The sequence below is a fragment of the Roseofilum sp. KMC-1 genome (assembly GCF_057802075.1).
The window spans coordinates 2,912,442-2,925,006 of record NZ_CM173605.1 but is presented as its reverse complement, the minus strand read 5'-3'; the positions used below and the strand labels follow the sequence as shown (position 1 = coordinate 2,925,006).

Here is a 12,565-nt window from a genome sequence, read left to right as displayed (position 1 = left end):
TCCAACTCAATCAGGACAGTCATTATGGAACAACCCAAACAAAATCGCGGTATTCATATTGGCCTAGTCGTCGGACTATCGGCCTTAATTCTAGGGTCTGGAGGGGGTACAGCCTGGTGGATGCTCCGGTCTATGCAGGCCCCTAACAGCTCTTCTTCTATCCTGGAGGAAGTTCAACCTAGCCCCTCAGAACAAAATACGCCTCAAGCCTATTGGATTAAAGATACGGGCAATACTTTAGAACTGGTCTCCACACCGGTACAGGTAAAAACCCTAGGATCGCCTGAAGAGGGGTTGACCCTAGCCCTAAAAACGGTTTTAGAGTCACCGGTCGATCCCCAAGTGTCGAGTACCATTCCCCCAGGAACAACCCTGTTAAGCTTAGAGCAAAAATCGGATGGTATCCACCTCAATTTGTCCCAGGAATTCACGACAGGGGGCGGCAGTGCCTCAATGACAGGACGATTAGGGCAAATTTTGTATACAGCTACTTCTTTAGACCCAGATGTCCCGGTTTGGCTCTCAGTTGAAGGTGAACCTTTAGAGTATTTAGGAGGCGAAGGCTTAGAAATTCTCCAACCCATGACTCGCGACCTTTATGACCAGGAGTTTGCCTTGTAAGAAAGTCTCTCTAGGAGACTAATTGTTTGCCCGTCATACTAAAATTGCGAAATTGACGGGCTTGCTGTTCAATCCGACTTGCCAGGCGATCGCAGACTAAATTACATAATTCAAAGATTAATTCATCTTTAACGCTATAGTAAGCGGACGTTCCCTCAGCTCGTCGTTGCAGAATGCCCGCTTGTAACATAAGCTTGAGGTGTTTGGATACATTCGCTTGGCTGGTTTGGGTTGCTTCCACTAGCTCTTGTACGCATTGCTCGCGCTCGCGCAATAGGTTTAAAAGCTTTAAACGCATCGGTTCTGAGAGAATGCTAAAATATTCAGCCACTTGATCGACGACTTCTTGGGGGACTTTTTGCGATGCCATGTTGGTTAAAGAATCAATGACAATGAGTGGGTAGTTGTTCCTCAAATTGTAGCAATTTATTGATCAATGGCAATAGGGTCATGAAGGAGTGGGGGAATGGGGGAATGGGGGAGTGGGGGAATGGGGGAGTGGGGGAGTGGGGGAGTGGGGGAATGGGGGAATGGGGGAATGGGGGAATGAGGAACTTTGATTATCTCTATCTCCCTATCTCCCTATCTCCCTATCTCCCTCACCAAGCAGCTCAGGATACGGTTTGATAAACGGTGGTGAGTTGATGGAGTTGGTTGACCAAGAGGCTCAGGAATAAGCCCACATCGGTGACTACACCAACGGACTCTAAGGAACCGCGATCGCTCAATTTAGTCACAACAGCCGGATTAATATCCACACAAACCATTTTCACCCCAGAAGGAGTCATATTGCCCACGCCAATAGAATGAAGCATGGATGAGAGCATCAGCACCATATCCGCACCTTGCAAGAGTTGGGCATATTGCTGTTGAGCAGCAATCATATCCATTTGCGTATCGGGTAAGGGGCCATCATCACGAATAGAACCGGCCAAGACGAAGGGGACTTGATTCTGCACGCATTCGTACATCACCCCTTTGGTTAAGACTCCTGCTTCCACGGCTTTAGCGATACTGCCATAGCGACGCATTTTATTAATCACCTTCAGATGATGACGATGCCCCCCTTTGACAGCCACCCCTTGATTCATATCGACACCCAAGGAAGTTCCCATCATCGCTTGTTCGATATCATGGACGGCGATCGCATTTCCACCGAGCAGAGCTTGTACATAACCTTCCCGAATCAGCGTCGCTAGGTGCTGTCCGCCACCGGTATGAATCACCACCGGCCCAGCCGTTACAACGACTTTACCGCCTTGATCCCGGATATGGCGCAATTCCCAAGCCACCTGCTCAACCATCAGTTCTACGCGGCGCTCGCTAGAGACTCCACCGCTCATAAAGCTAAATTCTTGAGAGGCTTTTTGGTCTCGGTTTTCTACCTTATGCAAGGTGCGAATGCCACGAGTCCCCACAATCACTTCTTCACCAATCGTCAAATCTCGCAGGAGTTTACACTGAGCCACCGGCCCGAGATCGGTATAAGTAACGGCGATCGCCCCATCCATTCTTTGGTTTTGCACCTTCACCCAAGAACCTTGAACCCTTACTTCTGTCGGATAAATGGTACTGACATAGAAATCATCCGGTGCAACACCCGCTTGAGGAACTGCCTCGCGCAAGGCTTCTTGCTGATCTTCAGAAGCCGGGACTGCTCCCAAATCAATCAACTGAGCCATAATATCATCCAGCACTTCCGCCGAAGGAGCCGATACTTTCACATCCGCTTCCGAGGGACTTTGACGCTGTTCGCCCAAGTTGAAATTGAGAACCTTAAAGCTACCACCACCTTCTACGATTAAGTCTAAAGCTCGGTTCATCAAGCCTGCATCGAGTAAATGGCCCACCATATGGATGGTACGGGTATCGATTTGAGTGGTTCCATGGAATTCTGTGCGTACCGGTTCTGTGATCCGCAGGGTGAGACATTTTGATGCGCCCCCAGCCTTCAAAAACTCCGTCAATGGGGTTTCAATCACTCGGTAACCCACGGATTCTAGGCGATCGCGTAAATTTTTAGTGGCTTTATTAAGAATGACAATATCGTTAATATTGACGGCATTACAAGCAAAATTTACAGCATCGGGTTCGCTAATGGCAATCCGTTTTTCCGCCGGAACCCGCATTTCAATTAAGCGATTAGAATATCCATCAAATGCAGGAGGATAATATAATAAATAACCACCGCTTAAGGGACAGAAACAGGTATCCAGGTGGTAGAAGCGCTCATCCATTAACCGTAAAGAAAGCACTTCCACATCTAACCATTCGGCGATCGCCGGATGAGAATCCAGTTCAGACCGGAATCCATACCCAGCCCATAACCATCTTCCTTCCCGGTCAAAGAGGGCATCACCTGCCCCTTCAAAGGGCACATCTTTGGGTAATTCATGTACCGTAAATCCTTGAGATTCAAACCAAGCCTTAAAATGGGGTTCTTCACCTTGTCGTTCCGGGTGATAAAATCGGCTGAGGACAACAGTTTTTCCCAACACCAAACCCGCATTCGCAGTAAAGACCATATCCGGCCATCCCTGTTCGGGTTTAACTAGCTCGACAATGGCATGGTCTTTAATAATATGGTGAAGTTTCTCCCATTGTTCTACCGCTAGAGAACGGGAGGATTTGTGAATATTTCCTTCCATCCAGGGATTAATTACATAATCCACATCGTAGTGGTCAGGAGGACACATTAAAAAGCGAATTGGATCGGTCATAATTCAATTAAAGATAGGGTAGAGGCTTTCAGGATTTTGCACCTTGATCTTTGACACCTACAGCAGTTTCCTCTGCGATGCAATACATCTCGATCCCCCTAAATCCCCCTTGGAAAGGGGGACTTTCTCTATGTTAATCCCCCTAAATTCCCCTTGGAAAGGGGGACTTTCTCTATTGCCCCCCTTTTTAAGGGGGGTTGGGGGGATCGAGAAGATGGTCAAGTCTTATGCCAACCCAATATCCTATCATGGTTAAGACCTTTCCCTAGAAAGCGTCAGGATTTCATAACCCATTGAGGTGAAGCAGTTGGCTAAAAATCAGATTTTAATTATCGGAGGAACGGGAAGAATTGGCCATCATGTGGCCCAAGATTTGCAACAGCACCTGGACGCAAAGCTCGTGGTTACAGGTCGTCAATATCCCAGGAAGGATCGAGATCCAATTGGGGAATTTTTGCCCCTGGATTTAGGGAACTGGGAGCAGCTCCAAAAGGCGATCGCCGAAAGTCAACTGGTGATTCATTGCGCGGGCCCCTTTCACCATCGGGATGCTAGAGTCCTCAAGTGTTGTATTGAACAGGGTGTAGATTATTTGGATGTGAGCGATCATCGTTCCTTTACCCAAAAAGCACTCAAATTAGCCACCGCAGCACAAGAAGCGGGAATTACGGCTATTGTGAATACAGGGGTATTTCCAGGCATTTCTAATGGCATGGTGCGGCAAGGGGTAGACTCATTTGACCGAGTAGAAACCATTCGCCTGTATTATGCTGTGGGAGGCTCTGGAGGCGCAGGGATCACGGTGATGCGGACGACATTTTTAGGTCTGCAACATCCCTTTTTAGCCTGGATCGGGGGACAATGGCAAAGCATCCAACCTTACAGCGATCGCCAAATCATCGACTTTGGCCCCCCATTCCATCACCTAGGAGTCTATTGGTACGATGTGCCGGAAGCTTGGACATTAGCGGAAAGTTTCCCGGTACAGAATGTAATTACAAAATTTGGTTCTGCACCGGATCTTTACAACCGTTTAACCGCTCTGATGGCAAGATTGCCTCAATCTTGGATTAATCATCCTTGGGTGATTGAGGGACTCTCACAAATCAGTTATCGCATGACTCAGGTGAGCGATCGCTTTTCTGGAGTTGGTATTGTCATGATCGTTGAAGTCGAAGGCGAGAAAGATGGTACACAGGCAAGCTATCAGAGCCGATTTTACCATCCTCACACGGCGATCGCCGCCGGATGGGGTACGGGAGCCTTAGCCGAGTGGATCTGGCAAGGGAAGCTCAAAAAACCGGGGGTTTGGCCGGTGGAACAAGCGATAACTTCAGAGCAATTTGCACAGATGATGCGATCGTCCCGTAATCTAGAATTCCAAGAAACTTGGGGGACACAACCCACCTAAAATCCCCCCCTCTCAACGCAACCGCACATGACGACTCCAACGGGTTTTATGCCAAATCCCTAAAAACGCCGCTCCCGCAATCATAGCCCCCAAATTCCACTTCACCGACTGTTTTATGAGCGTCAACCGTTGCATCCTTCTCTGACGCTCTAATTGCCCCTCCCACTGAGCTTGAGTCTGGGTTAATTCCTGCTGCAATTGTTTCTTCAGCTCTTGGGGATTCTCAAGCACAGGTAAAATGCGATCGGGAAACATCCAAACCCTTAATGCATTTAAATCTTCTAAGGATTGGCTCTTTTCAAGACGCTCTTGAGCCTGGACAAAAACCTGATTATATTCAACCCTTTGGGTCTGTAACTGAGCTTGGTTCATCGTATCAATCTGCCAAGTTTGGCGAATCCCCACAGGAACCATCAATAAATAAACCAAACCCACCCACAGCGTCATCCGAGACAAAAAACGCCATAACCTCAATTCCCAGCGATCGACATAACCCCAGCGACCATAAAGAATACACGCCAATCCTAATAAAGGAAACCAACACCCCTCAACCAAATATCCCTGGGTTTCTAGCACCCAAACCCCATTCAAGGGTTGGAGAGGGATCAACACAATCACCATATTAATCACCGTTAAACCCAAGATGGTATAGCCCACGAGAGGGAATAACAGCAGGGTTCGGTTAAAGACTGCTTCAGAAAGAAACAGTCCTGAATCATTGGGGTGGAGCGGATTGTGGAACCAGCGAGGGGGTAAATTACTAGCAGGAGTATCAGGCTTGGGTTGTTGCTCTAGCATAGGGATAGCAGCGAGTGAAAGACTTCCAAACCCCATCAGATGCACTGAGGTTGGTCTAGACTTATGGTAGCTGATTCCCTCACCCCATTTTGTATCTCTATCCATTCAGCCGTCTTTTAACTTTGGGTGACATCATGATCGATAGGGATCTCCAATGTAGAGATCTCCAAGGCATGTACTTTTCAGGATCTCATGGATGTCTATTCGGTTTTCCACTCTCGTCAAGCTGTTGAATGCTCAGTTATCCCGTAAAATTGCGGGTTGGGTGTTTGTGAGTTTAATGGCGATCGAAACGATTATTTTAATTCCTTCTTATTATCGGCAAGAAAGACAAGAATTAAGGCAACTTGAAGAAGTATCTTGGGCGATTATTGATTCGATTGTTCGCTTGAGCTATCTAGAAATGGATACTGGTTCAGAGTTTTATCAAAAGGTAGAAACCTTAACCAAAGATTCGATTATTGTGGGGATTACGATTTACGATCGCACGGGAGAAGTCGTTTTTGAGTTTGGAGAATTACCGGAAATTTCCTTTGAGCAAACCCAACAGGAGGCTGTTTTTCGCGATCGCAGTTGGAATGGATTGCGCTATGATGTAGCTTGGTCTGCCAATTATTTAAGTATTAACTATACCCTAGTGGCACGCCACAATGCGGAACGCATTCAACCTCTGCTCACGGCTTATAAATGGCGGATTTTGGGATTAGTGATCATTATCGCGATCGTAGTGACTTCCTCTACTTTATTGGTTTTAGGCATAACGGTAATTATCCCCATTTTACGCCTGAGAGATGATTTAATTGCTGCGGGAGAGGTCTTATCCGAGCCTCATCGCCTTAAGCCTCAATTTTATTCTTTTTCCACCGAGCGATCGGATGAATTAGGCGCAGTCATGCAAGCCTTTCATCAAATGTTTTGTCGAGTGCATCAGGAGCAGGAAAAGTCCGAGCGTTTGCTGCTCAACATTTTACCAGAGGCGATCGCCTCCCAATTGAAAAATGGCCAAGCTACCATTGCCAATAGCTTTACCGAAGTCACCATCCTGTTTGCCGACTTAGTGGGGTTTACCGAGCTTGCAGAGCAGTTGTCACCTTGTGAATTAGTCGAGTTTCTCAATCAAATTTTTTCTCGCTTTGACTCCCTGACGGAAAAGCACCATCTCGAAAAAATCAAGACGATTGGTGATGCGTATATGGTTGTTGGCGGTATTCCCATCGAGCGCAGGGATCATGCCGAAGCTATTGCTAATATGGCCTTAGAGATGCAAGAGGCGATCGATGAATTGAATCACCAATCTCAAGAGCAATTTAAAATTCGCATTGGCATCAATACCGGCCCAGTTGTTGCTGGAGTCATTGGCACAAAAAAATTTAGTTACGATCTCTGGGGAGATGCGGTCAATACCGCCAGTCGCATGGAATCCCATGGTTTACCTGGGATGATTCAAGTCAGCCAATCCACTTATGAAAAGCTCCAAGGAAAATATCAATTTCAAGAACGGGGAGAAATTCCCATCAAAGGCAAAGGCCAACTCAAAACCTATTTTTTAATCGGTAAACAGCAATAAAAAGGGCTATCCTAAACCGATAGGATAGCCGCTCATGGGAATTAATGTAGGGGATAGCTATACTGTGCCATCAACATAGGGGCCAAAGAAATCCGATCCCAGATTTTGTTGGAACGGAGTCAGAGTAACCACATCAAAGCTATTGATACCCAAGGTATAGTCTTCAAGCACCGCCAGTACGGTGTTGTTGAGGTTGTTGTAAATCACTGTATCGTTCGAGATACCCCCAGTAATATTTTGACCGGTATCGAATCTGAGGTTAGAATAGACCAACCCGCTATCGAGTCCCAACATATCTTCTTGGGGATTGAAATCAGTGATCACATCAGCCGCGAAGGGATTACTTCCGTCAACGGGGCCAATGCCTGGATCAAAGACAACGTAGTTAGGACTGGTTGCGGGTAGGTTAGGATTGACATAACGAACTCCAGCCAGAGGGTTGGGTGCGTTAGCACGGATAACAAAGGTATCGAAGCCGTCGCTACCGGTGAGGGCATCAACGCCGAAGTCACCAAACAACCAGTCATTTCCAGATCCACCATCGAGGCGATCGCCACCTTGACCACCTCGTAGGGTATCGTCATCTTGATCGCCTAGGAGGTCATCATTATCGAAGTTTCCTAGGAGTAAGTCATTGCCAAGACCACCCACTAGAACATCATTACCTTGTCCGCCAGCTAATTTGTCCTGGTCATTGCCACCAAAGAGCAAATCATCACCTGCGTTCCCTAAGATCCGTTGGTTCCCTATGGAAGCCACTACCGTATCGTTACCTTCGAGCGTCCAAAGTCCGCCAGTAGGAAGGGAAAAATTACCCGCCAGACTCACATAGTCATTAGTGGGAGCTGTAATCCGAGGGTTTACTAAACCAACAGGAGTTGGGGTAGCAACAATCCGAGATAGGCCATTAACCCCTGTAACATCATTCGTTAAAACAGTGGAAACTGTACCGGTGGGGAAGGGAGGTACAGGAATCGTACCGGGTAAACCGGGTAAATTGGGTGCAGATACAACGGGCTGAAAGGGCCCAGTAGACGGAACGGGAACAGTACCGGGTATAAATACCATAATCAGTCACTCCTCACTCTATGGCTTTCGTTATGGTGTACGCCTAGAAGATTATAGCAGTAGTCTCCCTGAACTGTGTCAATCCCCCTAGTGAATCTCTAAAATCCCTTCTAGGCGAATGGTTAGGGGGACAGACTGAAAAATATTGAATCAGGTCTTCTCATCGCTGGCTGCATTATAACTTGTTTATGGTTTTAGGCCAGAGTTTCTGGACAATAGCCTAAACCCATTACAAATTGTTTACGAAAGGTTTCGACTTCGATGCGGCTGGGCCTGCCATGGGAGACGACGGCTACTTGGTAACGGCGCATGACATGGGTAGGGGATTGGCCGGTTTCTAGACTCCATAGGGCCATTTGTACGCGGATCTCTGGTTGATAAGCAAATCCTAATTCGTTGAGGACGGCGCGGAGATTACCGGCTTCTTGTGGGTTTAGTTCTCGGGCCAGCTTGATCCGGACGACCCAACCATCGATTTGATGAATAACGGTAACAAAATCGACCTGGAATTGAGGTGAAAGGTTTAGATATTCAATAATCCGGAGGGTTAAGCTGGCATTCGCGAGGTAGTAAAGATAGTCCATAATTTTTCCTGGGTCACCTGGCAAATGCTACATTTCTATTCTCTCTGGATAGCGGGGATCATGAGTAGGGGAGAGTTCCCCGATATGCTCTGGGTAGATTCCCCCAATTTGGGATGGGGAGATGGGGAGATGGGGGGATGGGGGGATGGGGAGATGGGGAGATGGGGAGATGGGGGGATGGGGGGATGGGGTATTTTTAAAGGAGAACTGGGATGGAATTGTTGTGATGGATGGAGAATGGGGATCGATGAATTCTCAGGATTATGAGTTGGATGGGTATGATTATTTTCTACCAGAGGGATGTATTGCCCAAAATCCAGTCACTCCTAGGGATAGCTCGCGGTTGTTGGTGGTGAATTCGCCCCTAGGGTGTCATCATGGGGTGTTTCGGGAGTTGCCCCAATGGTTACGGCGGGGGGATTTGTTGGTGATGAATAATACGCGAGTGATTCCGGCGCGGTTGTATGGCCGTAAGTCTACGGGGATGGAGATGGAGGCGCTGCTGCTGGAGAGGGTGGAGCGTCAGGTGTGGTTGGCTCTGGTGAAGCCGGGGCGACGGTTGAAAGCGGGGGCGGTGGTTGAGTTTTCTGCCCATAGGAATCTAGATTTGCCACCGTTAAGGGCGAAGATTCGGGGGACGGATGAGGCGACTGGGGGGAGGTTTTTGGAGTTTGAGTTATCTGGCGATCGCGAGTTACAGGATCTGTTGGATGATTATGGTCATGTGCCGTTTCCGCCCTATGTGACGGATACCCAGGCAGAGGCGGAACAATATCAGACGGTGTATGCACAGGCGGAGGGTTCGGTGGCTGCGCCGACGGCGGGTTTGCATTTTACGCCCCGGTTGTTGCAGGAGCTGGATAATCTGGGGATCGAGCGAGCGATGGTGACTCTGCATGTGGGGGTGGGGACGTTTCGCCCGGTGGAGGTGAGTGATATTCGGACACATCAGATGCATCAGGAGTGGTTGGAGGTGTCTGGGGAGACTTGGCGGAAGGTGCAGGAGGCTAAGGAGCGGGGGGGACGGGTGATTGCAGTGGGGACGACTTCGGTGAGGGCGTTGGAGGGGGCAGGTTCTGTAGGGGCAGGTTTGAAACCTGCCCCTACGTCGGGCGGTGAATCGGGATTTTATGGGAAGACAGATCTATTTATTTATCCGGGTTACAAGTGGCAGGTGGTTGAGGGGTTGATTACGAATTTCCATTTGCCCCGTTCGAGTTTGTTGATGTTGGTGAGTGCTTTGGTGGGTCGATCGCGACTTTTAGAGTTATATCAGGAGGCGATCGCCCAGGGATATCGCTTTTATTCGTTTGGGGATGCGATGCTGATTTTGCCGGAGGCTGCGGTTGGGAGCCTGAACCAGAACATGAATTGTTAATTATCTAAGTTGGCGATCGCCTCGGTAACTTGGGTAATCGTCTCGAAGTCAAAGTTATTGACAAGGGTGGTTAAGGTGTGAAAGAGGGGGCGATCGCGCTCTTGAATTTCAGCAATTAGATCCAGGAGTAAATCGCTGTCTGCTTCTGTAGCTGCCTGATGTAGGCGATCGAGCCAGGGTTGAGGGAGGGATTTGAGGCGATCGGGGGTGAGGGCGATCGTCTCCTGCATATCTCCCTGGGCGATCGCTTTTTCCTCTTCATAAACATACTCAAGATCGAGATATTGGGCCATCTTTTCCAGTAACTCCACCTCATCAAAGGGTTTACTTAAATAATCATCACAACCACTCGCCAACATCTTTTCCTTATCCTCAGCAAAAGCATTCGCACTTAAAGCAATAATCACCGTTTCTTTCCCCTCTGGCAACGACTTAATCCTTTCAGTTGCTTCATATCCATCCATCACCGGCATTCTCATATCCATCCAAACCAAATCAGGATGCCAAGTTTGCCACCTTTCTATGGCTTCAAGTCCATTCAGGGCTTCCTCAACTTCAAACCCAACTCGTTTTAATAAATTCACCAGCAATATCCGATTCGCCCAATGATCCTCTACTACTAAAACCTTATACCTTGGACAATCTTTAGCCAGACCCATAATATTACGATGGTGACTCAGTAAACTTTCAGTTACCCGATCCGCCACTTTGACGGGAATATAAAACTCAAACACTGTCCCTTTATCCAAAGTGCTACTGACCCAAATCTCACCACCCATTAACTTAATAAATTCACGAGCGATCGGTAAGCCCAATCCTGTCCCCTGGTTCATTTTCAGCCCTTGATTGGTTTGAAAGAAAACATCAAATAAGTTGTCGAGATCTTCTGGAGCAATCCCGATACCCGTATCTTGAACCTTAAACATGAGACGCTGATTTATTTCTCCACTGTTTGGGGTCTCTTCTTCATACTGGTCAACTTCAATTTTAATCCATCCCTTTTCTGTAAACTTAATTGAATTATCCACCAAGTTAATCAATATTTGCCTTAATTTTCCTTCATCTGCTATTATGAATTGATCGACATTATCTGGAACTTGGAAGATCAAACTCACGGGTTTGTATTCAAGCTTAAGAGATAATATTTTTTCTACACTTTCGATCAGCTTACATAGATCAAAAGTTGCTTCATTTACATGAGATTTTCCAGCTTCAATTTTAGAAAGCTCTAAAATATTATTGATTAATTGCAATAAATGTTCGCCACTATGAAGAATGATATCCAAATATTGATCTTTCTTTTTATGTTCATTAGGTTCTTTTTTTAAAACTTGAGAAAATCCCAAAATTGCATTTAATGGCGTTCTTAATTCATGACTCATACGGGCCAAAAAATCACTTTTCGCTTGATTGGCTCGATCGGCTTTATCTTTAGCGATTTGCAATTCAAGAGTTCTAGATTTAACCCTATATTCTAATTCTTCAGTTAACTTTTTCAAGGCATTTTCTGCTCTTGCTCTTTCTTTAATTTCTTTCTTAAGCTGCTGATTTTGTTTTTCTAAATTAAGATTTAAGCTTCTCAGTTGTAAATGAACTTTAATTCGAGCTAACACCTCTTCCTGACGAAAAGGTTTAGTGATATAATCAACTGCACCGACAGAAAAACCCCGTATTTTATCCTCAATTTCTCCTAAAGCCGTCGTAAAAATAATCGGAATATCTTGAGTAGAAGGTGAAGACTTGAGACGACGACAGGTTTCAAATCCATCAATACCTGGCATCATCACATCTAAAAGAATCAAATCAGGTTGTGCATATTCAACCTGTTCAATCGCACTTTCTCCATCAAGAGCTACTAAAATTTCCCATCCTAAATCTTTAAGAGTATCCGATAAAACTTTTAAGTTCGTCGGATTATCATCTACAATGAGAATAACAATATCTTGAAAAGCATTCTGAAAATCTGTAAAGGAATACATTAGAGTAGATTTTTTTCTGTAGAACCACAATAGGAAGACGATTAATATCTCAATCTTAGGTTAAAACTGGATTGCATGACTACAAGAGTTAATCCTTATGGTTTTACTCCCCTGTTTACAGTGTAGTCAGATGAGTTTGATTTTGGAAAATGAGTCAGCGATTAGGTTCATCATGTTTTACCTGTCTCGATCTATGGTTCAATAAATCACAAAAATATAAATATAAATACTGATTAAATGTAACAATTGCGATCTAAATCTCCTTCGAGTGTAAAGTTTTATTGAATTAAATCGAAGAAATTCAATATTGAAAATAAGTCTCTCGTGAAGATTGGGTTTTCTAGGGAAAGCGTTATAATAAGAGCTACCCCGATCCCAACCATGGGTAAAGAGTGACATTAAGGGTTCATCAAGTTTAAAATCATTAACACTTGTCATC

At 46.1% G+C, this 12,565-nt stretch carries 10 protein-coding genes; 4 read left to right on the top strand and 6 right to left on the bottom strand.

The genetic code is table 11. From position 1 onward, the window contains the following. Positions 1 to 24: 24 nt before the first annotated feature. Positions 25 to 621 carry a GerMN domain-containing protein gene (locus AC3FZD_RS13685; RefSeq protein WP_488736571.1) on the top strand — a complete coding sequence of 199 codons (597 nt, stop codon included), beginning with the start codon at positions 25 to 27 and terminating at the stop codon, positions 619 to 621. A 10-nt stretch (positions 622 to 631) separates the two neighbouring features. On the opposite strand, the gene AC3FZD_RS13680 is transcribed toward AC3FZD_RS13685, so the two are convergent. Then, on the bottom strand, positions 632 to 991 hold the full coding sequence (locus tag AC3FZD_RS13680; protein WP_488736570.1) for an ArsR/SmtB family transcription factor: 360 nt from the start codon (positions 989 to 991) through the stop codon (positions 632 to 634). A 241-nt stretch (positions 992 to 1,232) separates the two neighbouring features. Further along, the gene (gene argZ, locus AC3FZD_RS13675; RefSeq protein ID WP_488736569.1) at positions 1,233 to 3,341 is read right to left on the bottom strand and encodes a bifunctional arginine dihydrolase/ornithine cyclodeaminase; all 2,109 of its coding nucleotides are present in this window, start codon (positions 3,339 to 3,341) and stop codon (positions 1,233 to 1,235) included. Positions 3,342 to 3,648: 307 nt separating this feature from the next. Here argZ and AC3FZD_RS13670 point away from each other — a divergent pair, with 307 nt between their 5' ends. Continuing rightward, a complete protein-coding gene (locus AC3FZD_RS13670) occupies positions 3,649 to 4,752 on the top strand; it encodes a saccharopine dehydrogenase family protein (RefSeq protein WP_488736568.1) in 1,104 nt (367 codons plus the stop codon). A gap of 12 nt (positions 4,753 to 4,764) precedes the next feature. Here the strand turns inward: AC3FZD_RS13670 and hpsJ-A are convergent, their stop codons facing one another. Continuing rightward, on the bottom strand, positions 4,765 to 5,550 hold the full coding sequence (hpsJ-A, locus tag AC3FZD_RS13665; RefSeq protein ID WP_488736567.1) for an HpsJ-like protein, cyanoexosortase A-associated: 786 nt from the start codon (positions 5,548 to 5,550) through the stop codon (positions 4,765 to 4,767). A gap of 196 nt (positions 5,551 to 5,746) precedes the next feature. On the opposite strand from hpsJ-A, the gene AC3FZD_RS13660 reads away from it, so the two are divergent. After that, positions 5,747 to 7,117 (top strand): adenylate/guanylate cyclase domain-containing protein, encoded by a 1,371-nt coding sequence (locus AC3FZD_RS13660; RefSeq protein ID WP_488736566.1) that lies wholly within the window; start codon positions 5,747 to 5,749, stop codon positions 7,115 to 7,117. A 57-nt stretch (positions 7,118 to 7,174) separates the two neighbouring features. Here AC3FZD_RS13660 and AC3FZD_RS13655 read toward each other — a convergent pair whose 3' ends face one another. Further along, entirely contained in the window at positions 7,175 to 8,185 is a 1,011-nt protein-coding gene (locus AC3FZD_RS13655) for a calcium-binding protein (protein ID WP_488736565.1), read from the bottom strand. Positions 8,186 to 8,379: 194 nt separating this feature from the next. Beyond that, the gene (locus tag AC3FZD_RS13650) at positions 8,380 to 8,769 is read right to left on the bottom strand and encodes a hypothetical protein (protein ID WP_488736564.1); all 390 of its coding nucleotides are present in this window, start codon (positions 8,767 to 8,769) and stop codon (positions 8,380 to 8,382) included. Between the two features lie 247 nt (positions 8,770 to 9,016). Between AC3FZD_RS13650 and queA the strand changes: the two genes are divergently transcribed. Further along, entirely contained in the window at positions 9,017 to 10,147 is a 1,131-nt protein-coding gene (queA, locus tag AC3FZD_RS13645; protein ID WP_488736563.1) for a tRNA preQ1(34) S-adenosylmethionine ribosyltransferase-isomerase QueA, read from the top strand. Here the strand turns inward: queA and AC3FZD_RS13640 are convergent. Beyond that, complete coding sequence (locus AC3FZD_RS13640; RefSeq protein ID WP_488736562.1) at positions 10,144 to 12,126, bottom strand: response regulator; 1,983 nt, start codon at positions 12,124 to 12,126, stop codon at positions 10,144 to 10,146. The genes queA and AC3FZD_RS13640 overlap by 4 nt on opposite strands. Positions 12,127 to 12,565: the final 439 nt, after the last annotated feature.

Coding starts and splice junctions, on each gene's coding strand:
- AC3FZD_RS13685 (WP_488736571.1), top strand. CDS start 25: ATGGAACAACCCAAACAAAATCGCGGTATTCATATTGGCCTAGTCGTC.
- AC3FZD_RS13680 (WP_488736570.1), bottom strand. CDS start 991: ATGGCATCGCAAAAAGTCCCCCAAGAAGTCGTCGATCAAGTGGCTGAA.
- argZ (WP_488736569.1), bottom strand. CDS start 3,341: ATGACCGATCCAATTCGCTTTTTAATGTGTCCTCCTGACCACTACGAT.
- hpsJ-A (WP_488736567.1), bottom strand. CDS start 5,550: ATGCTAGAGCAACAACCCAAGCCTGATACTCCTGCTAGTAATTTACCC.
- AC3FZD_RS13660 (WP_488736566.1), top strand. CDS start 5,747: ATGTCTATTCGGTTTTCCACTCTCGTCAAGCTGTTGAATGCTCAGTTA.
- AC3FZD_RS13655 (WP_488736565.1), bottom strand. CDS start 8,185: ATGGTATTTATACCCGGTACTGTTCCCGTTCCGTCTACTGGGCCCTTT.
- AC3FZD_RS13650 (WP_488736564.1), bottom strand. CDS start 8,769: ATGGACTATCTTTACTACCTCGCGAATGCCAGCTTAACCCTCCGGATT.
- queA (WP_488736563.1), top strand. CDS start 9,017: ATGAATTCTCAGGATTATGAGTTGGATGGGTATGATTATTTTCTACCA.
- AC3FZD_RS13640 (WP_488736562.1), bottom strand. CDS start 12,126: ATGTATTCCTTTACAGATTTTCAGAATGCTTTTCAAGATATTGTTATT.